14 protein-coding genes, 2 tRNA genes, 2 rRNA genes and 2 pseudogenes are annotated in these 20,445 nt (G+C 41.2%); 4 read left to right on the top strand and 16 right to left on the bottom strand.

All coding sequences use genetic code 11. The features are described from left to right. Window positions 1-91 precede the first annotated feature (91 nt). The 4 genes from NYR89_RS06635 to NYR89_RS06650 form a co-directional block, all read right to left on the bottom strand. Window positions 92-2,991 (bottom strand): 23S ribosomal RNA (locus NYR89_RS06635). Window positions 2,992-3,259: 268 nt separating this feature from the next. Then, window positions 3,260-3,335, bottom strand: a tRNA-Ala gene (locus NYR89_RS06640). A 52-nt stretch (window positions 3,336-3,387) separates the two neighbouring features. Continuing rightward, window positions 3,388-3,464, bottom strand: a tRNA-Ile gene (locus NYR89_RS06645). Between the two features lie 81 nt (window positions 3,465-3,545). Further along, a 16S ribosomal RNA gene (locus tag NYR89_RS06650) occupies window positions 3,546-5,087 on the bottom strand. Together the 16S and 23S rRNA genes with 2 tRNA genes alongside form the textbook arrangement of a ribosomal RNA operon. 486 nt (window positions 5,088-5,573) lie before the next feature. On the opposite strand from NYR89_RS06650, the gene tal reads away from it, so the two are divergent. Beyond that, window positions 5,574-6,521, top strand: coding sequence for a transaldolase (gene tal, locus NYR89_RS06655; protein ID WP_279445207.1), 948 nt, complete (start codon window positions 5,574-5,576; stop codon window positions 6,519-6,521). Window positions 6,522-6,660: 139 nt separating this feature from the next. Here tal and trmL read toward each other — a convergent pair whose 3' ends face one another. Both trmL and rlmKL read right to left on the bottom strand, forming a co-directional pair. Next, window positions 6,661-7,140 (bottom strand): tRNA (uridine(34)/cytosine(34)/5-carboxymethylaminomethyluridine(34)-2'-O)-methyltransferase TrmL, encoded by a 480-nt coding sequence (gene trmL, locus NYR89_RS06660; RefSeq protein ID WP_005600016.1) that lies wholly within the window; start codon window positions 7,138-7,140, stop codon window positions 6,661-6,663. Window positions 7,141-7,197: 57 nt separating this feature from the next. Continuing rightward, on the bottom strand, window positions 7,198-9,336 hold the full coding sequence (rlmKL, locus tag NYR89_RS06665; RefSeq protein WP_279445208.1) for a bifunctional 23S rRNA (guanine(2069)-N(7))-methyltransferase RlmK/23S rRNA (guanine(2445)-N(2))-methyltransferase RlmL: 2,139 nt from the start codon (window positions 9,334-9,336) through the stop codon (window positions 7,198-7,200). Between the two features lie 190 nt (window positions 9,337-9,526). On the opposite strand from rlmKL, the gene NYR89_RS06670 reads away from it, so the two are divergent. Next, entirely contained in the window at window positions 9,527-10,156 is a 630-nt protein-coding gene (locus NYR89_RS06670) for a response regulator (RefSeq protein ID WP_279445209.1), read from the top strand. A gap of 131 nt (window positions 10,157-10,287) precedes the next feature. Next, entirely contained in the window at window positions 10,288-10,548 is a 261-nt protein-coding gene (locus tag NYR89_RS06675; RefSeq protein WP_005614274.1) for a YfhL family 4Fe-4S dicluster ferredoxin, read from the top strand. 49 nt (window positions 10,549-10,597) lie between these two features. On the opposite strand, the gene ygfZ is transcribed toward NYR89_RS06675, so the two are convergent. Both ygfZ and NYR89_RS06685 read right to left on the bottom strand, forming a co-directional pair. Continuing rightward, entirely contained in the window at window positions 10,598-11,485 is an 888-nt protein-coding gene (gene ygfZ, locus NYR89_RS06680) for a CAF17-like 4Fe-4S cluster assembly/insertion protein YgfZ (protein ID WP_279445210.1), read from the bottom strand. Between the two features lie 9 nt (window positions 11,486-11,494). After that, complete coding sequence (locus NYR89_RS06685; RefSeq protein WP_279445211.1) at window positions 11,495-12,358, bottom strand: YicC/YloC family endoribonuclease; 864 nt, start codon at window positions 12,356-12,358, stop codon at window positions 11,495-11,497. Window positions 12,359-12,561: 203 nt separating this feature from the next. Here NYR89_RS06685 and rph point away from each other — a divergent pair, with 203 nt between their 5' ends. After that, window positions 12,562-13,278, top strand: a complete 717-nt coding sequence (gene rph, locus NYR89_RS06690) for a ribonuclease PH (RefSeq protein ID WP_279445212.1) — start codon at window positions 12,562-12,564, stop codon at window positions 13,276-13,278. 68 nt (window positions 13,279-13,346) lie between these two features. On the opposite strand, the gene map is transcribed toward rph, so the two are convergent. From map to NYR89_RS06730, 8 genes and pseudogenes are all read right to left on the bottom strand, one after another. Then, entirely contained in the window at window positions 13,347-14,153 is an 807-nt protein-coding gene (gene map, locus NYR89_RS06695) for a type I methionyl aminopeptidase (protein ID WP_279445213.1), read from the bottom strand. 106 nt (window positions 14,154-14,259) lie between these two features. Next, window positions 14,260-14,925: a 7-cyano-7-deazaguanine/7-aminomethyl-7-deazaguanine transporter gene (locus NYR89_RS06700; RefSeq protein WP_015674525.1), complete on the bottom strand. Its 666-nt coding sequence runs from the start codon at window positions 14,923-14,925 to the stop codon at window positions 14,260-14,262. A gap of 120 nt (window positions 14,926-15,045) precedes the next feature. Further along, window positions 15,046-15,689, bottom strand: a pseudogene (gene hisIE / locus NYR89_RS06705) (bifunctional phosphoribosyl-AMP cyclohydrolase/phosphoribosyl-ATP diphosphatase HisIE). Window positions 15,690-15,699: 10 nt separating this feature from the next. Further along, window positions 15,700-16,854 carry an FRG domain-containing protein gene (locus NYR89_RS06710; RefSeq protein WP_279445214.1) on the bottom strand — a complete coding sequence of 385 codons (1,155 nt, stop codon included), beginning with the start codon at window positions 16,852-16,854 and terminating at the stop codon, window positions 15,700-15,702. Between the two features lie 111 nt (window positions 16,855-16,965). Beyond that, on the bottom strand, window positions 16,966-17,739 hold the full coding sequence (gene hisF, locus NYR89_RS06715) for an imidazole glycerol phosphate synthase subunit HisF (protein ID WP_279445215.1): 774 nt from the start codon (window positions 17,737-17,739) through the stop codon (window positions 16,966-16,968). Continuing rightward, entirely contained in the window at window positions 17,721-18,470 is a 750-nt protein-coding gene (hisA, locus tag NYR89_RS06720) for a 1-(5-phosphoribosyl)-5-[(5-phosphoribosylamino)methylideneamino]imidazole-4-carboxamide isomerase (RefSeq protein WP_279445216.1), read from the bottom strand. Before hisA ends, hisF begins: the two co-directional genes overlap by 19 nt. Window positions 18,471-18,597: 127 nt before the next feature. Continuing rightward, window positions 18,598-19,192 (bottom strand): annotated as a pseudogene (gene hisH, locus NYR89_RS06725) (imidazole glycerol phosphate synthase subunit HisH). Further along, a complete protein-coding gene (locus NYR89_RS06730) occupies window positions 19,189-20,322 on the bottom strand; it encodes a putative phage abortive infection protein (RefSeq protein ID WP_279445217.1) in 1,134 nt (377 codons plus the stop codon). The pseudogene hisH and the gene NYR89_RS06730 overlap by 4 nt, the downstream one beginning before the upstream one ends. Between the last annotated feature and the right edge of the window lie 123 nt (window positions 20,323-20,445).

Raw genomic sequence — 20,445 nt, forward strand, 5'->3', positions numbered from 1 at the left:
ATCTGCTTTTTATTCGCACTTTAAATTCGAAACAAGTCGCTACTGATTTTCTAGTCTTTAGCCTTCATGCCCAAAAACACTTGAGCGTTGTATAGTTAAGCCTCTCGGGCAATTAGTATGTGTTAGCTCAACGTATCACTACGCTTACACACCACACCTATCTACGTCGTAGTCTCCAACAACCCTTACCGACTTATAGTCGGGGAGAACTCATCTTGAGGCAAGTTTCGTGCTTAGATGCTTTCAGCACTTATCTCTTCCGCATGTAGCTACCCAGCAGTGCCTCTGGCGAGACAACTGGAACACCAGTGATGCGTCCACTCCGGTCCTCTCGTACTAGGAGCAGCCCCTCTCAATTCTCCAACGCCCACGGCAGATAGGGACCGAACTGTCTCACGACGTTCTAAACCCAGCTCGCGTACCACTTTAAATGGCGAACAGCCATACCCTTGGGACCTACTTCAGCCCCAGGATGTGATGAGCCGACATCGAGGTGCCAAACACCGCCGTCGATATGAACTCTTGGGCGGTATCAGCCTGTTATCCCCGGAGTACCTTTTATCCGTTGAGCGATGGCCCTTCCATTCAGAACCACCGGATCACTATGACCTGCTTTCGCACCTGCTCGACTTGTCTGTCTCGCAGTTAAGCTTGCTTATACCATTGCACTAACCTCACGATGTCCGACCGTGATTAGCAAACCTTCGTGCTCCTCCGTTACTCTTTGGGAGGAGACCGCCCCAGTCAAACTACCCACCAGACACTGTCCGAGACCGCGTTCCGCAATCTTCGTTAGAACATCAAACGTTAAAGGGTGGTATTTCAAGGATGCCTCCACAATCACTGGCGTGACTGCTTCAAAGGCTCCCACCTATCCTACACATCAAAATTCAATGTTCAGTGTCAAGCTATAGTAAAGGTTCACGGGGTCTTTCCGTCTAGTCGCGGGTACACCGCATCTTCACGGCGATTTCAATTTCACTGAGTCTCGGGTGGAGACAGCCTGGCCATCATTATGCCATTCGTGCAGGTCGGAACTTACCCGACAAGGAATTTCGCTACCTTAGGACCGTTATAGTTACGGCCGCCGTTTACTGGGGCTTCGATCAGGAGCTTCTCTTTCGATAACACCATCAATTAACCTTCCAGCACCGGGCAGGCATCACACCCTATACGTCCACTTTCGTGTTTGCAGAGTGCTGTGTTTTTAATAAACAGTTGCGACCAGCTGGTATCTTCGACCGGTTCAACCTTCAGCGGTAAACGCTTACAATCTACGCCGGCGCACCTTCTCCCGAAGTTACGGTGCTATTTTGCCTAGTTCCTTCACCCGAGTTCTCTCAAGCGCCTGAGTATTCTCTACCTGACCACCTGTGTCGGTTTATAGTACGGTTTAGTATAACCTGAAGCTTAGTGGCTTTTCCTGGAAGCGTGGTATCGGTTACTTCATCTCCGTAGAGACTCGTCATCACTTCTCGGTGTTAACGGAATTCCGGATTTGCCTAAAATTCCCACCTACCGGCTTAAACAGACATCCAACAGTCTGATAACCTAACCTTCTCCGTCCCCACATCGCAGTTATACCAAGTACGGGAATATTAACCCGTTTCCCATCGACTACGCTTTTCAGCCTCGCCTTAGGGGCCGACTCACCCTGCCCCGATTAACGTTGGACAGGAACCCTTGGTCTTCCGGCGAACGAGTTTTTCACTCGTTTTGTCGTTACTTATGTCAGCATTCGCACTTCTGATACGTCCACCAAACTTCTCAATTCAGCTTCATCCGCTTACAGAACGCTCCCCTACCCAACAATGTTTCCATTGATGCCGCAGCTTCGGTGACTAGTTTTAGCCCCGTTACATCTTCCGCGCAGGCCGACTCGACTAGTGAGCTATTACGCTTTCTTTAAATGGTGGTCGCTTCTAAGCCAACATCCTAGCTGTCTAAGCCTTCCCACTTCGTTTCCCACTTAACTAGTACTTTGGGACCTTAGCTGGCGGTCTGGGTTGTTTCCCTCTCCACGATGGACGTTAGCACCCACCGTGTGTCTCCTGAGTATCACTCTTCGGTATTCGCAGTTTGCATCGGGTTGGTAATCCGGGATGGACCCCTAGCCGAAACAGTGCTCTACCCCCGAAGGTGTCCGCTCAAGGCTCTACCTAAATAGATTTCGGGGAGAACCAGCTATCTCCCGGTTTGATTGGCCTTTCACCCCCAGCCACAAGTCATCCGCTAATTTTTCAACATTAGTCGGTTCGGTCCTCCAATTAGTGTTACCCAATCTTCAACCTGCCCATGGCTAGATCACCGGGTTTCGGGTCTATACCTTGCAACTCAATCGCCCAGTTAAGACTCGGTTTCCCTTCGGCTCCCTTATTCAGTTAACCTCGCTACAAAATATAAGTCGCTGACCCATTATACAAAAGGTACGCAGTCACCCCACAAAGAGGCTCCCACTGCTTGTACGTACACGGTTTCAGGTTCTATTTCACTCCCCTCACTGGGGTTCTTTTCGCCTTTCCTTCACAGTACTGGTTCACTATCGGTCAATCAGGAGTATTTAGCCTTGGAGGATGGTCCCCCCATCTTCAAACAGGATTTCTCGTGTCCCGCCCTACTTATCTCAAACTTAGTACCACTATCAATTTTTCGAATACGGGACTATCACCCTGTGTCGTTGAGCTTCCCAGCTCATTCTCCTAAATCGAATGCTATCGTTTGAAGGCTCCTCCGCTTTCGCTCGCCGCTACTCACAGAATCTCGGTTGATTTCTTTTCCTCGGGGTACTTAGATGTTTCAGTTCTCCCGGTTTGCCTTATTAAGCTATGTATTCACTTAATAATAGTAGATTCTTCATCTACTGGGTTTCCCCATTCGGATATCTTGGATTAAACGCTTCTTATCAACTCATCCAAGCTTTTCGCAGATTAGCACGTCCTTCTTCGCCTCTGATTGCCAAGGCATCCACCGTGTACGCTTAGTCACTTAACTATACAACCTCAAATGTTCTTATTCTTTCAAACTTCACATTTAACGTCAGTTTTTAAACTAAACACTTGACTGCTTTTGTTCAGTCAAGATTTTTTAACTACTCAGACTTTCAATGTATTCGTTATCGCTTTCGCTTTAACGAACTTGAAAAATCTCTCAGTTTTTCAGCTTGTTTCCAATTTTTTAAAGAACAATTTAAGACAATAATTTGACTTATCATCATGACTAAATAAACAAATCTTTTACTTATTCACTTAGTCATGATGATTGGTGGAGATAAGCGGGATCGAACCGCTGACCTCCTGCGTGCAAGGCAGGCGCTCTCCCAGCTGAGCTATATCCCCATATATCATGACTGATATCCCCCCTCTCCTTTCAGCTTTCACTCATTTAGAGTGGTGGGTCTGAGTGGACTTGAACCACCGACCTCACCCTTATCAGGGGTGCGCTCTAACCACCTGAGCTACAGACCCAAAAGGATGCCGGATAATATCCGTTTTCGTCTTCTTCTATCAAACAATCTGTGTGAACACTTGCAGTCGCTCAATTCTTGGTAAGGAGGTGATCCAACCGCAGGTTCCCCTACGGTTACCTTGTTACGACTTCACCCCAGTCATGAATCATACCGTGGTAAACGCCCCCCTTGCGGTTAAGCTATCTACTTCTGGTACAACCCACTCCCATGGTGTGACGGGCGGTGTGTACAAGGCCCGGGAACGTATTCACCGCAACATTCTGATTTGCGATTACTAGCGATTCCGACTTCATGGAGTCGAGTTGCAGACTCCAATCCGGACTTAGACGTACTTTGTGAGATTCGCTCCATGTCGCCATATTGCTTCCCTCTGTATACGCCATTGTAGCACGTGTGTAGCCCTACTCGTAAGGGCCATGATGACTTGACGTCATCCCCACCTTCCTCCAGTTTATCACTGGCAGTCTCCTTTGAGTTCCCGGCCGAACCGCTGGCAACAAAGGATAAGGGTTGCGCTCGTTGCGGGACTTAACCCAACATTTCACAACACGAGCTGACGACAGCCATGCAAAGACCTGTCTCAAAGTTCCCGAAGGCACAAACTCATCTCTGAGTTCTTCTTTGGATGTCAAGAGTAGGTAAGGTTCTTCGCGTTGCATCGAATTAAACCACATGCTCCACCGCTTGTGCGGGCCCCCGTCAATTCATTTGAGTTTTAACCTTGCGGCCGTACTCCCCAGGCGGTCGATTTATCACGTTAGCTTCGGGCACCAAACTTAAAGTCCAATCCCCAAATCGACAGCGTTTACAGCGTGGACTACCAGGGTATCTAATCCTGTTTGCTCCCCACGCTTTCGCACATGAGCGTCAGTACATTCCCAAGGGGTCGCCTTCGCCTTCGGTATTCCTCCACATCTCTACGCATTTCACCGCTACACGTGGAATTCTACCCCTCCCTAAAGTACTCTAGTTGACCAGTATGAAATGCAATTCCCAGGTTAAGCCCGGGGCTTTCACATCTCACTTAATCAACCGCCTGCGTGCCCTTTACGCCCAGTTATTCCGATTAACGCTCGCACCCTCCGTATTACCGCGGTACGCTGGCACGGAGTTAGCCGGTGCTTCTTCTGTAGTTAACGTCAATTACCAAATCTATTAAATTTGATACCTTCCTCGCTACCGAAAGAACTTTACAACCCGAAGGCCTTCTTCATTCACGCGGCATGGTCGCATCAGGGTTCCCCCCATTGTGCAATATTCCCCACTGTCGCCTCCCGTAGGAGTCTGGACCGTGTCTCAGTTCCAGTGTGGCTGGTCATCCTCTCAGACCAGCTAGAGATCGTCGGCTTGGTAGGCCTTTACCCCACCAACTACCTAATCCCACTTGGGCTCATCTCATGGCATGTGGCCTTGCGGTCCCACACTTTAATCCGAAGATATTACGCGGTATTAGCTACAGTTTCCCGTAGTTATCCCCCTCCATGAGCCAGATTCCCAAGCATTACTCACCCGTCCGCCACTCGTCAGCAAATTAGCAAGCTAATCCCTGTTACCGTTCGACTTGCATGTGTTAAGCCTGCCGCCAGCGTTCAATCTGAGCCATGATCAAACTCTTCAATTCAAAAAGTTTAATCGCTCAATAAACTGCTTAGCTAAGTTTACATATTACTTTAAAAGTAAAAATGAATTTCTAGTTTAAGCACCTATTAAGACTTCAAGTTTTAAATAATATTTTTAAAATCAAGTCAATCAACAAGTGCCCACACAGATTGTCTGATATATTGTTAAAGAACAAAAAGAAACGACGCACTGGCAATCAATTTTAAATCGTTCACAACAGTGCGTCGTTGTGTGTGGTGCATTATAGAGAAATCTAAAATCCTTGCAAGTACTTTTTTCAAAAAAATTTAAAATAATTGACACTTCGCACAACATTTATTCAAACTGAGCAAAACAAGAACATTTTTGAGTGATTTCATGATAACTTTTGACTATATGTCTAATTTTGTGATCTCTCTCACAAAATTATTCGTACTTTTTAGAGAAGTTACTGTTATTATATACGTCATTATCCTTATTCATCTATTTATATACAGAGGAACCTTTTATGAGTCAATTAGATGCTTTACGTGAAATGACTGTTGTTGTTGCAGACACTGGTGACATTGAAGCGATCAAACAATATCAACCGCAAGATGCAACCACTAACCCGTCTTTAATTTTAAGTGCGTCTGCATTACCGCAATATGCTTCATTAATTGATGATGCAGTGGCTTACGCTAAAGCAAAAAGTAATGATAAAGCCCAACAACTTATTGATGCGGAAGATAAGTTAGCAGTTAATATTGGTTTAGAAATTCTTAAAATCGTACCGGGACGTATTTCAACTGAAGTTGATGCTCGTCTTTCTTACGATACGGAAGCAACTATTGAGAAAGCTCGCCAAATTATGAAGCTTTATAATGAAGCTGGCGTTAGCAATGATCGTATTCTGATTAAAATCGCTTCAACTTGGCAAGGTATTCGTGCGGCGGAAGTGTTAGAGAAAGAAGGTATCAACTGTAACTTAACCTTATTATTCTCTCAAGCACAAGCTCGTGCGTGTGCAGAAGCTGGTGTTTACTTAATCTCTCCGTTTGTTGGTCGTATCTTAGACTGGTATAAAGCGACAGAGAAAAAAGAATATGCACCGGCAGAAGATCCGGGTGTAATTTCTGTTACGAATATCTATAACTACTACAAACAATATGGCTATCAAACTGTGGTTATGGGTGCAAGTTTCCGTAACGTAGGTGAAATTACCGAAATCGCAGGTTGTGACCGTTTAACTATTGCTCCACCGTTATTAAAAGAACTTGCAGAAAGCAATGCCCCACTTGTTCGTAAATTAGAATATAAAGGTGAAGTGAAAACTCGTCCGGCACCATTAACAGAAGCGGAATTCTATTGGCAACATAACCAAGACCCAATGGCTGTTGAAAAATTAGCGGAAGGTATCCGTAAATTTGCAATAGATATTGAGAAATTAGAAGCAATGCTTGTCGCTAAACTTTAATTACTGAATTATTAAAACAAAAATCCCAAGTTGAGGCTTGGGATTTTTTTATGCTACTAGGTAAGCAAGCGGTCAATATCTTAGAATAATTTGCAAATTCTTAAGGAAAATTAACCGCTTGTCATTTGATAGCACTAAGCTAAATTGGCTGTCTCGGCACAGAACCTTGGTAACCGAATTGACGCCATGCTTCATATACAACAACAGCTACCGTATTGGATAAATTCATACTGCGGCTGTCTTTGCACATTGGTACTCGGATTTTTTGCGACATCGGTAAGCTATCCAAAATCGCCATCGGGATACCACGGCTTTCCGGCCCAAACATAAGGAAGTCGCCTAATTCATAACTCACTTCACTATGATTCGGTTCACCTTTAGTTGTCAGCGCAAATAGACGTTTTGGCTTGGCACGTTCTAGAAAATCTTCAAAATTCTTATATTTTTGAATATCGACAAACTCATGATAATCCAATCCGGAACGGCGGAGCTTTTTATCATCCCACGCAAAACCTAGCGGTTCAATCATATGTAATCTAAAGCCACAGTTTGCACACAAACGGATAATATTACCGCTGTTTTGTGGGATTTCCGGTTCATATAAAACAATATCTAACATTTTTATTTACCATCAAAATATGGAATACACAAATCTCACTTGTGTATTCCATCATTGTTAATTTTCAATATGACGAATAATCCAACAGTTATGGATTTGTGGATTACGCTCAAAATCAAGCGGTAATGTTTTATGTGAAATATTTTCCGCTTGTAAACCTAATTCGGTTAGGCCTTCGAAATCCATTTTAAAACCACGTTTATTATTCGAGAATACGATTGTTCCGTCCGCTGTCAAAATGCGTTTAAGCTGTGTCATTAGCTTAATATGATCGCGCTGAACATCCCAACTGTCTTCCATGCGTTTTGAATTTGAGAACGTTGGCGGATCAACGAAAATCAACTCAAAGCGTTCTCGACATTCCGCCAACCATTGTAAGCAATCGGCTTGGAATAAGCGGTTATTACGTAGCGGTAAATTATTTAGCTCTAAATTTTGTTCCGCCCAATTCAGATAAGTATTTGACATATCCACCGTGGTGGTTGATTTCGCACCACTTAATGCGGCGTGAATGGTCGCTGAACCGGTGTAAGCAAAAAGATTAAGGAACGTTTTGCCTTTTGCCATCTGCCCTACCATCTTACGTGTTAGACGGTGATCTAAGAATAAGCCAGTATCAAGATAATCGGTCAAATTTACCCATAATTTTGCACCGTATTCGGTTACATAGAAATAATCACCTTTATTAGCTAATTTCTCATATTGGTTCGTACCTTTTTGCTTTTGGCGAACTTTTAAAACCAATTTATTGGTTTCCACACCTGTTACATACAGGGTTGCAGACACGGCATCTAATAAACGTTGGCGAGCTTTTTGTTCGTCGATATTTTTCGGTGCGGCATACTCTTGTACCACAATATGATCATCATAACGATCAACCGCTAAATTATATTCCGGTAAATCCGCATCATATAAACGGTACGCATTAATACCTTGTCGCTTCGCCCATTTTTCAATTTTCTTAATATTCTTCGCTAAACGATTCGCGAAATCAGGTGCAACTTGTGCATTCTGTTCAAATTTAAGTTCATCAGCTTGTCGCTCTGCTACTGTGCGTTCGCTAATTTGATAATTCTTTTGTAAACAGTCTAACGGACCGTTTTTCGCTTTGAATTGACGGTGCGAACGTAAACGTAAGCAGTTCAATAATTCCGGCTCACCACTAAAAATAGAAGCGTTCCAACCACTGAATTGTTGTTTTAAACGTTGTCCGAATACCGAATAAAGTGCAATCAACGCCGGAGTCGTACCTAAACGCTCACCGTACGGTGGGTTACAAATCAGGGTACCAACTTGTTCAGGGCAAGGATTTTTTAATGCCGCAACATCACCTTGTTGCCATTGAATTAAATGTGCTACACCGGCATTTTTCGCATTCTGTTTTGCTTTAGCCAATACACGATGATCAAGATCGAAACCAAAGAAAAGCGGTTGAATTTCTTCATTTTGTTGCAAATAGGCCTGTTCCAGCACCTCTTTCCATACCGCTTGTTGGTGTCCTTTCCACGCATTAAAGCCCCAATGTTTACGGTGTAATTGTGGTGCAATCCCTGCTTGCATCTGTGCCGCTTCAATCAATAACGTACCGGAACCGCACATCGGATCAACCAACGGAGTGCCTTTTTGCCAGCCGGAACGAAGAATAATCGTCGCCGCCAATGTTTCACGTAATGGTGCTTTACCAGTGTCTTCACGATAACCACGCATATGTAACGCATCGCCGCTTAAATCAAGCGATACCACCATATTTTCTCGGTCGAGATAAACGTGAATTCGAATATCCGCATGATCTTTATCTACTGTCGGGCGAGCAAAGCCTTTACGTTCGAAATAATCTACTACACCGTCTTTTACTCGCATCGCACCGAATTGCGTGTTGCGGATCTCTCGGTTCGTCCCGTTGAAATCGACAAAGAAAGTATCACGAGGATCAAAAATTTCCGCCCAGTTGATACCGACGATCGTGGCGTATAAATCCAGATCACTAAAAATTTTGGTTGTTACTAGAGGTAACAAGATACGAGAAGCCAAACGGCTGTATAGTAATGCCTGATATGCCCCGCGTTGGGTCGTGGTAAAATGCACCCCGCCTTGTGCAACTTTGCACTCGGCTTGGCAAATCTGCTCTAATTCTGTTTTTAACATTTCTTCAAAGCCACGAGCGACGGTAGCAAAATAAGTTATTTGAGTTGTCATTGTTATCATTCTTTTAGCTAAAATTAGCCTTATTATAGCGGAACAAGCGGTCTAATAGTTGAAAAGTTTTACAAATTCAACTGGACAATAACTTGGTACAGATCAAAAATTAGCTGAATTACCCAAAATGGGTAACTTGCATTAGTTAAATATAACAAGCAAAATTCCTACCATTTCATTGGAGGTAAAAATGAACGAACCTTATAAAATTCTATTAATTGATGATCACCCTTTAATGCGTCAAGGTATGCGACAAATTCTTGAATTAGAAGATAATTTTGTTGTCATTGGTGAAGCTAGTAATGGTACTGATGGAATGAATATCGCATTGGATACTAATCCCGATTTAATTATTTTAGATTTGAATATGAAGGGAATTTCCGGCCTTGATACCTTACGCGCCTTAAGAAAACACGGTATTGACAGCAGAATTATCGTTTTAACGGTTTCGGATGAACAATCTGATATTTTTGCTTTAATGGATGCCGGTGTAGACGGTTATTTATTAAAAGATAGCGATACCGCTGAACTTGTTGAGAATATCCGTAAAGCGGCACGAGGTGAAACAGTATTAAGCGAAAGCGTTAAGCAACATTTATTAGAACGCCGTCCGGAAAATGATCCGTTAAGCGTTTTGACTGATCGTGAACGTGATGTTTTACAATGGATTGCAACTGGTATGTCGAATAAACAGATCGCCAGCCAATTATTTATTTCGGAAGAAACGGTCAAAGTACATATTCGCAATTTATTACGTAAATTAAACGTTCATTCTCGTGTTGCGGCAACCGTACTTTATCTTGAACAACAAAAAGGTTAGCCTCTAAAAGCGGTTAAATTTATACAAAAAGTGACAAATTTAATCGCTTATTTTTGCAAGTCTATGTAAAACCCATTCCTATTTTCTACTATAAAGGTATAATCGCTCACTTTTTAGAATACGTTGAATTTATGGCTTTACTGATTACCCACAAATGTACCAACTGTGATATGTGCTTACCCGAATGTCCGAATGAAGCAATTTCAATCGGCGATGATGTGTACGTGATTGATCCGGTGTTATGTACCGAATGTGTCGGACATTATGAAAAGCCGACCTGCCAAAAAGTTTGCCCGATTACTAACTGTATTATTCCGGATCCGGAACATCAAGAAACGCAAGAAGAGTTATGGGAAAGATTTGTGATGATTCACCACCCGGACAAGATATAAAAATAAAATGTAAAAAAACGGAGAATGAACCTTCATTCTCCGTTTTTTATTATGCGTCTTTAAAGCTGTAAGGCAACTCACAAATCGCTAATGAAATGCCGTTGATTCTAAATGCACTATCCACTTCAACATCATTATTCATCACCACTTGCGACCAAAGTTTATTTTGGTATGCCACGCTATTTAGGATTGTGCCGGTTGCACGCCAATTTTCACCGAGTCGCATTTCAACCGAACCACCAATCTCCGGTAAGCTCACCTCACCTTCAAATTTGCCGACTAAAGTAAACATTGCTCGCTTATTCGCACCACGATATTTTGCACGCGCTACGGTTTCTTGTCCGATATAGCAACCTTTGGTAAAAGAAATCGCATTTTCGACCGCTTGTAAATTGGTAGCCTGCGGAATCAACTCAAATTGATTCGCTTTTAGCAACATCGGAATCCCGTCTTGAATGTCGATTAAATCCCATAATTGGCTATCAGCGTTAGTTTCTAGCATTCCTCCCCAAACAATCGCACGTTTTTGCCCTTGCGGAATGACTAAAGCGGTCGTATTTTCGCGAAGTTTTGCCAAAATCTCACCGCTTGTTACCCCATAAATAGGCGTATCTAATTCGGTGAAAGTGACTTTAGAAAACACCGCATATTTTTTTAGTTGGTTAAGTGCTTCCGGCAATAAATCCACATGAATCATGGCGATAAATTTATCTGCCGCTTGACGATATAAACGGATTAACGCACTCATTTTGCCCTTCGGATCACAATGGCAAGTTAAGGTATGTTCTCCCTCTGCCAATTTCGCTACATCACAGGTTAATTGTCCTTGAAGATATTTCTCAGCATCCACACCTGCAATTTCAATTAAATGATACTGAGAAAGTTGCACGCAGAGATCTGGGTGGCTATTACTGATTTTGTTGCATTCACACGTCATAAAAAACACCTACTCTAAATTCTGAATTTGCTCACGCATTTGTTCGATTAACACTTTTAATTCAACCGCCGAATTGGTTACGTCCGCATTAATGGATTTTGATGCCAACGTATTAGATTCACGATTTAGCTCTTGCATCATAAAGTCTAATTTACGACCTACCGCCCCGCCTTTTTTCAAGACATTAGTCGTTTCTTTAACGTGTAATTGTAAGCGATCTAATTCTTCCGCCACATCCACACGCTGTGCGGTTAACACCATTTCTTGCTCTAAACGTTGCGGATCTAATTGCAAATTCAGCTCATCAAAACGTTGTTGTAATTTATCTTTCTGCCATTGCAGAATTTCCGGCATTTGTGCTTGCACTTTGGTTGCGATCTCGGCAATCGTATCTAATCGCTGTTGGATCAATGCTTGTAAATTGGCACCTTCACGACCACGCATCGCAATAAAGTCCGCTAAAATTTGTTCGAAACCGGCTAACATGTCTTGCCCGATTTGATCCAAATCTTGTGTTTGCGTATCGACCACGCCCGGATAACGTAAAATATCCACTAAGTTGATCTCACCCTCACCAGCAATACCACGCAAAGTTTGCAGTGAGCTGATTACCTTTTCCGCATACTCTTTATTTAATGCCAATTCACTATTTTGGTTATTACTTAATTCGATACGTAAACTACATTCCACTTTTCCGCGTGTTAGTGATGCACGTAAACGCTCGCGCAAGGTCATTTCTAAATTACGGAATTGCTCCGGCAAACGAAAATAAGTTTCTAAAAAACGTTGATTCACCGAGCGAATTTCCCACACGGCATTGCCCCATTCTTTTTTAATTTCTAAATGGGCGAAAGCGGTCATACTATAAATCATTTTGTGTTCCTTCTTGTTAATTAACCTCGGAATATCACTGAAAAACACGGAAAGATTTTTGCAAAATTTTCGGAAAATTTAACCGCTTGCAGTCCTTCAAAAAACCTTTCCGTGTATTTCCGTATTTTCCGAGGTAATAAAAATCACATTGTACTGTTTTATTTGTTAAAATGGCGAAAATTTTTTAGTAAAAGGAAGAAATCATGCGCCCAAATAATCGTGAACTGAATCAAGTTCGTCCAGTAAAAATTACTCGTCACTATACTCGTTATGCAGAAGGTTCCGTTTTAGTTGAATTCGGCGAAACTAAAGTTTTATGTAATGCAACCGTAGAAGAAACCGTTCCTCGCTTTTTAAAAGGTCAACAACAAGGTTGGGTAACCGCTGAATACGGTATGTTGCCACGCTCTACTCACAGCCGTATGCGGCGTGAAGCGGCAAAAGGCAAACAAGGCGGCAGAACCATGGAAATTCAGCGCCTGATCGCACGCTCATTACGTGCAGTGGTCGATTTAAAAGCACTTGGCGAACGTACCATTACAGTTGATTGCGATGTGATTCAAGCTGACGGTGGCACTCGTACTGCGGCAATTACCGGTGCGTGTGTAGCGTTACATGATGCGATGAGCAAATTAGTCGCTGACGGCGTACTGAAAGAAAATCCGATGAAAGGTTTAGTGGCGGCAATTTCTGTCGGTATCGTGGACGGTAATGCGGTATGTGATTTGGAATATATTGAAGACTCAAATGCCGAAACAGATATGAATGTGGTGATGGTCGAAGACGGTAGATTGGTTGAAGTACAGGGTACTGCGGAAGGCGAACCGTTCTCACATATGGAATTGTTACAATTACTGGATCTCGCTCACGAAGGAATTAATCAATTACTTGATGCTCAACGTAAAGCATTAAATATTTAATGCTAAAAAATATGGCAACAAGCTCAAACTTGTTGCCATATTGCTATCTCGTGCGAGTTATCTATTCACTATACATTTTTCATCAGGCGAGAAATGCGACCTTCAGCAATTTCTTCATCACGAATTGTCATTATTTCACACCCCTCTTTAGTCACTACGATTTGGTGTTCAAATTGTGCTGAATGGTCGCGATCTTTGGTTTTCACCGTCCAACCGTCCGGCATATTACGGATTTCTTTTTTACCCGCATTCACCATCGGCTCAATGGTAAACACCATACCTTCTTGTAATACCACACCGCCGTCATCCGAGTTATAGTGAAGCACTTGCGGATCACAATGGAATTCGGTACCGATACCGTGACCGCAGTATTCACGCACCACCGAGAAACCTTGTTTTTCTACATATTGCTGAATGGTTTTACCGATTTCTTTTAAACGAATGCCCGGTTTTACCGTACGTAAACCGATATACAGCGATTCTAACGTCACTTCAATTAAACGCTTATCACGAATGCTCGGCTCGCCGACCACATACATTTTTGAATTGTCGCCGTAGTAACCATCTTTAATTACCGTTACGTCAATATTTAAAATATCGCCTTTTTTCAATTTACGATCCGCACTCGGAATACCGTGGCACACCACTTCGTTTAATGAAATACAAGTCGCATTCGGGAAGCCGTGATAATTTAAACACGCTGGAATCGCCTGCTGTTCGTTTACAATATATTCATGACAAATGCGGTCTAATTCTGCCGTGCTTACGCCTTCTTTCACATACGGCTCAATCATTACCAATACGTCAGAGGCTAATTTACAAGCGACACGTAATTTCTCAATCTCTTCTTCGGTTCTTAATGGAATCTTGCTCATACTGTTCTCTCTTCTTAATTCAAGCGGTTAAATTTCTCAATTTTCTTGCAAATACGCAGAAAAAAGTAAGGGGATTATACCTTTTTTCAGCATAATCCCCAAACGACTATTTCAGTTTAAATTTTTTGACTAAATAATTGAGTAACACGCCATAGAGCGGTAAAAACAGTAATAAGCTAACAAACAGTTTAAACGCATAGTCCACCGTACCGATGGTGAACCAATGTTCCGCCATATAAGCATCATCGCTTTTATAAAACGCCACCGCAAAGAAAGCGAAGGTATCAATCAAGGTGCCGAAAATAGTCGAACACATCGGCGCAAGCCACCACGTTTTGCCCTGACGTAAGCGATTAAACACCACAATATCCAATAACTGCCCAACTACATAAGCACAGAAACTTGCCAGCGCAATGCGAAACACAAACAGATTAAATTCGTTTAACGCATTAAAGCCTTGGAATTGTGTCTCAAAAAACAACACCGAAATCACATAACTAATCAGTAACGCGGGCAACATACCGACAAAAATAATTTTACGGGCAAGACTTGCACCAAATACTCGTACGGTTAAATCCGTCGCCAAAAACACAAACGGGAAAGTAAACGTACCCCACGTGGTTGGAATCACAATATCGGTAAACGGAATCTTGACCTCAAAAGTAATCTGCACCAAATAGTTACTGATCGCGATAATAAAGATATGGAAAAGGGAAAGTAAAACCAGAGAACGACGCTTTTGTGCGTCTGAAAAATCAATTTGAAAGTTCATATTGTTCCTTTTTAAAAATAAAAAAGCCGAGGTAAGGGAACTCGGCAACCAATTTTGAGGGGCACATTATACGCAAGCGGTCAAATTTTGCAAATTTTTTACAAAATCTAACCGCTTATGTTATTTATTTGAACCTTCCGGATGAAGCCCGATGCCCTGATGACGTTCTTTGAGCTTGGCGATGACATCGCTCCATTCAAGATTTTGGTCGTGAAGTAGCACCGTTAAGTGGTAGGCAAGATCCGCCACTTCGCCAATCAATTCTGCTTTATCATTCGCCACCGCGCTAATGCTGTTTCAACCCCTTCTTCCCCTACTTTTTGGGCGATTTTTTTCGTGCCTTTGGCGTAGAGTTTGGCGGTATAGGAGGTTTCTGGATCAGCATTTTTACGCTCGGCAAGCTCTCGTTCGAGCTTGGCAAACCACGTCCACTCGCCCTCCGATTGGCTTTCAAACTGGTGGAAACAACTTTCCGCCCCAGTATGACAGGTTTCGCCAATTGGATTCACCAAAATCAATAAGGTGTCGTTATCACAATCCAAGCTCATATCCACCACATTGAGAAAATGCCCTGAGGTTTCCCCTTTCGTCCACAGGCGTTGCTTGGTGCGAGAATAAAAGGTTACCACTTTTTCTGCTAAGGTTTTGTCTAACGCCTCTTGGTTCATATAACCCAACATCAACACTTCACAGGTTTGGAAGTGTTGGATAATGACGGGAAGTAATTGATCGACTTTTTGCCAGTTTATATTTTGAATTTGCATATTTTCTCTATTATTTATATTTAGCTAAAATTTCTTTAGCTTGAGACTCTAATTCTGGAAATAGTGTTTTCTCGCTAATACCAAAAACCTTAAGTTCATTTAAAATATTTTGCTTTTTATCTTTAGGGATAATAATTTCATTCCCTTGATTATCTTTTCTTAACCATTTATCATCTAAAATAGCTTTATTCTTTTTAAAATTATTCATTCCAAAAAGTAGAAAACATCCTTGCTGTCTAATGATTCGATTATTATCTAATTTAGATTTAACACAAATCACTCTCTCAAGATCCTTGCTTTCAATTACAGGCAAAAAACTTGGTTTGTCTTTTCTAATATCATGTAGTAATCTAGCTATATTTGGTTGCTTATTAAAAAGTTCTATTGCGTTTTTTTTAGTAGATTCACTTAATGATGTAAGTTCTAAATTATTAATAGGATATTTTTCAATTAAATCATTTACAAACTTCTCTAATTCATTAATTTTATTATCATCAAATCTAACCATTTCTTGATTAATCATTAAATCATCTTTAAAATGAAAATAAAATTCTTTTATTTTAGTAGAATCCCTGTCTGATAGTATTAAATTGTTTGATTTAAATAATTCACAAACACTATATAATTTACCTAATTGTGAATTCATTTTAGACATACTTTTATAGCCATCAATACGAAAATTTTCTCTTCTTAATGATAAAGCTGACAGAATAGAAACCGTATCACTATCAAAATATTTAATCTCACTATTTGGAATATCAAAAATATACAACTTTCCATCCTTATCATCCTTATCATCCTTATCATCCTTATCATCCAAGGATTGGGTCGCAAAATAAAGTGCAACTAATGCATTAGTTGTTAAATCAAGTAGTCTAGTTGGATAACCATAATGCTGTAATTTAACTAAGGTACTAAAAATACTATCTCGATCTGAAAAATCATTAGGGCTATTAACAATAGCATCCCTAATAATATTATCCTCATTTTCTATAAATGCTCTTTCTTGAGGCTTACCTTCAACTTTTTTCGGAATCCTATATATGCTAGGTTCCAATTCCCATTCTTTATCAGAATGCCCTCTAAAAAATCGGCTATAACCTAACTGTGGTTCATCAATATCTTTTAAAAGATCTATTAAATCTTTAATACTAGTAATTTCCATATTTTATTTCCTAATTTCTATACACATTTTTGACATAAGTACTATTAATTATACTATTAATATTCTAAAAATTTAACTATTTGTGGACGCCAAGCGTGGCGTCCATACCGCTCACTTCCGAACTTCCACACCAGCTTTCCCAAGATATTCTTTCAACTCCCCAATCTCAATAATCCGCTTGTGGAACACACTTGTCGCCAATGCTCCGTCCACGTTGGCTTGGGTAAAAGCATCTCGGAAATGCACCATTTCGCCTGCACCACCAGAGGCGATTAACGGCACCTTGCACACTTCACGCACTAATTTGAGTTGGGTTAAATCGTAGCCATTACGCACACCGTCTTGGTTCATCATATTTAGCACGATTTCGCCTGCGCCACGTTTTTGCACTTCTTGCACCCAGTCGAGCAGTTGCCAGTTGGTTTGGCGAGTACGTTTTTCATCTCCGGTGTACTGATTGACCCAGTACTTACCAGTTTCTTTTTCAAACCAGCTATCAATACCGACTACCACCGCTTGCACGCCAAAGCGATCTGCCAATGCGGTAATCAAATTCGGATCGGCAAGGGCGGGGGAATTGATCGAGATTTTATCAGCCCCGAATGCGAACAATTTTTCCGCATCTTCAAGGGTTTTGATCCCGCCTGCCACACAAAACGGAATATCGATCACTTGTGCCACTCGCTCCACCCAGCTTTTATCCACCGTGCGACCGTCTGATGAAGCGGTGATGTCGTAAAACACCAACTCGTCCGCCCCTTCTTCCGCATAGCGTTTCGCAAGCGGTACGATATCGCCAATAATTTCGTGGTTGCGGAACTGCACGCCTTTTACCACCTGACCGTCACGCACGTCCAAACAAGGGATTATCCGTTTTGCCAACATTCAATTGCCTCCACTACATTAAATTTTCCTTCTAACAACGCTCGCCCAACGATTACACCCGCTACGCCTGTACCTTTTAACGCCTTGATGTCGTCAAGTGAGCCGATTCCGCCTGATGATTGGAATTGGATTTCAGGATATTTGGCACAGATTTCACGGTAAAGATTCACATTTGAGCCAGCTAACGTGCCATCTCGGGAAATATCAGTACATAAAACGTGCTGTAAGCCGACCGCTTGATAATCTTCGATCAGCTCTTCGAGTGATACACCACTCGCCTCTTGCCAACCGCTAATCGCAATGATTTTTTGACCGCTTGCGTCAATGTTCACGTCTAACGCCAGTACAAATTTCTCCGCTCCGTATTTTTCAAACCAGCCTTTGACCATTGCTCGATCTTTCACGGCGGTTGAGCCAATCACGACACGATTTGCCCCCACTGCTAATAGATCCGCCACGTCTTGCTCGGTGCGAATCCCACCGCCCACTTGGATTTGGCAATTTGTCGCCGCAATAATTTTACCGATAAGTGCGGTCTGTCTTTTCGCAGGATCTTTCGCTCCCGTCAGATCTACCAAATGCAACTGCTCCGCCCCTTGCTCAAGATAACTAGCGAACTGCTCAATCGGGTTATCGGAATAGGTGGTTTGTTTAGCGTAATCGCCCTGATGTAACCGCACCACATTGCCGTCAATCAGGTCAAGGGCGGGGATAATTATGGATTTTTTCATTGTGTTTGTTTCCTGTATGCCTAGCACTAACCGTGCTAGGTTAATAATTGTATTGTCGCTCTGCGACAAACAAAATTGGTTGCGGAGCAACCGCACTATGCGTAACCTCATACGGCAGTATGAGGCACTAAATAAGCTCCACAAAATTCTTCAACAACATCGCACCATTTTTGCCCGAACGCTCGGGGTGGAACTGCACGCCGTAGAAGTTTTTGCTCGCAATCGCGACCGAGAAAGGCACGCCGTAATCGGCAGTGGCAATGGTATTTTCATTTGGCAACACCGCATAGCTATGCACAAAATAGAAATGACTGTTTTGCTCAATACCGTGGAATAACGGGTGGTCGGTTTGATACTGAACCTTGTTCCAGCCCATATGTGGCAACGGCAAACCAGTGTTTGGAATTAACTCGGTTTTGCCACTCATAAGCCCAAGCGTTCCCACATTGCCTTCAGCTGAAAATTCAGTCATTAGTCGCATTCCCAAACAAATACCAAGCATTGGCTGAGTGGCATTGCGGATCGTGTCAACCAAATCACGATCTTGCAAAATCTTCATCGCGTACTGCAACCATCCCCACTCCGGGCAACAGCAACTTATCCGCTGATTTGATTTTATCTAAATCTCGACTAATCTCCGCCTGAATACCCAAGCGGTCGAATGCAAATTTTACCGATGACAGGTTTGCACAGCCTGTGTTGATGATTATTAGGTTGGTCATTTGGCTTCCTGCAAAATTAAATCATAATATACATCATAAGCAGATTCTGCTACTTTGTTTCCTAAAAAACAATTTTTATCAAAATTTCTTATAATATGTATGAATAAGTGATCTTTAATGCAATTAAAATGGGGTTCTTTCATTAGAGAATTGCAAGTAAACTTACCTTTTTTACGAGAAACTATATTTATTAAAAACTCATACGCATCATCATTATAATTTTTAGACTGTTTAATATATAAAATTAAATCATCTAAACTTTTCGAATCAACATTAGAAAATATATATTCTATATCATTATAAACATCTTTTGATTCTATATAATTAAATACACAATTACTAATAAAATCTTTTTCCAATCCAATAAAATCAATATGCTCTAAAAAAGAAAATTCATTTATATATAACTTGAATTGCTTATAATCATTATTTCTTTCACAAAGATGGTAAGCTAGGATAAGTAACATTTTTCTAGACAGAAAACTACGAAGCAAAGAAGAATATTCATTATCTATATTTATTTCTTTATACTTGTATATAAACTTTAATATTCTATATAGATTTATAAAATAAGCATTTATATCAGCATAGTAAACATCATTTTTAAGACATAAACGAACTGTTCTAAATTTATTTATATTTCTAATCAGATAGTAGTAAACATTATCAACAATACTTCTTTTATTGAGTATATTACTTATACCTATTTTCTGCGGTTTCCCATAGTCTTTATTTTCTAAAAATCTTAATGTTTCATTATGCTGTTCCAGCATCATAAAAAAAGTACGTTCAAAATCCTCTTTTCTTCTTCGTTCTTCTTGTTCTTTCTTTTCATTTTCAAATTCTATTTTTTGATCATTAAAACGTTTACGTTCTAATTGCATTCCATGTAAAACACTTAATAGCGTAACAGCTGAAAAGATACCGCCAATATAACTACCAAAATGATCCCATTTTTCGCTTTCAGATGATAACCCACCGTGAAATTGATAAAAATATAAACCTAATAATCCAACAACTAATAAAACATACCATTTATTGTTTTGTATAAAGTCGTATATTTCTTTTATAAAGTTGCATATTTTTAAATAGCATTTACTATTTTTTGTACAATCTTTTTTTTCTGACACAATTTACTCCTTAGATACAAGCGGTCAAATTCCACAAAAACTTTGAAAAATTTCACTACACTTTTTACCTAGCATTGATATGCTAGGTTACGCATTATATTGTCGCTCTGCGACAAACTAGAT

The sequence above is a fragment of the Actinobacillus arthritidis genome, from assembly GCF_029774155.1.
Classification (GTDB): domain Bacteria; phylum Pseudomonadota; class Gammaproteobacteria; order Enterobacterales; family Pasteurellaceae; genus Actinobacillus; species Actinobacillus arthritidis.

What these genes read in the sequence shown, in the direction of transcription:
- tal (WP_279445207.1), top strand. Translation starts at nt 5,574, where the DNA reads ATGAGTCAATTAGATGCTTTACGTGAAATGACTGTTGTTGTTGCAGAC.
- trmL (WP_005600016.1), bottom strand. Translation starts at nt 7,140, where the DNA reads ATGTTAGATATTGTTTTATATGAACCGGAAATCCCACAAAACAGCGGT.
- rlmKL (WP_279445208.1), bottom strand. Translation starts at nt 9,336, where the DNA reads ATGACAACTCAAATAACTTATTTTGCTACCGTCGCTCGTGGCTTTGAA.
- NYR89_RS06670 (WP_279445209.1), top strand. Translation starts at nt 9,527, where the DNA reads ATGAACGAACCTTATAAAATTCTATTAATTGATGATCACCCTTTAATG.
- NYR89_RS06675 (WP_005614274.1), top strand. Translation starts at nt 10,288, where the DNA reads ATGGCTTTACTGATTACCCACAAATGTACCAACTGTGATATGTGCTTA.
- ygfZ (WP_279445210.1), bottom strand. Translation starts at nt 11,485, where the DNA reads ATGACGTGTGAATGCAACAAAATCAGTAATAGCCACCCAGATCTCTGC.
- NYR89_RS06685 (WP_279445211.1), bottom strand. Translation starts at nt 12,358, where the DNA reads ATGATTTATAGTATGACCGCTTTCGCCCATTTAGAAATTAAAAAAGAA.
- rph (WP_279445212.1), top strand. Translation starts at nt 12,562, where the DNA reads ATGCGCCCAAATAATCGTGAACTGAATCAAGTTCGTCCAGTAAAAATT.
- map (WP_279445213.1), bottom strand. Translation starts at nt 14,153, where the DNA reads ATGAGCAAGATTCCATTAAGAACCGAAGAAGAGATTGAGAAATTACGT.
- NYR89_RS06700 (WP_015674525.1), bottom strand. Translation starts at nt 14,925, where the DNA reads ATGAACTTTCAAATTGATTTTTCAGACGCACAAAAGCGTCGTTCTCTG.
- NYR89_RS06710 (WP_279445214.1), bottom strand. Translation starts at nt 16,854, where the DNA reads ATGGAAATTACTAGTATTAAAGATTTAATAGATCTTTTAAAAGATATT.
- hisF (WP_279445215.1), bottom strand. Translation starts at nt 17,739, where the DNA reads ATGTTGGCAAAACGGATAATCCCTTGTTTGGACGTGCGTGACGGTCAG.
- hisA (WP_279445216.1), bottom strand. Translation starts at nt 18,470, where the DNA reads ATGAAAAAATCCATAATTATCCCCGCCCTTGACCTGATTGACGGCAAT.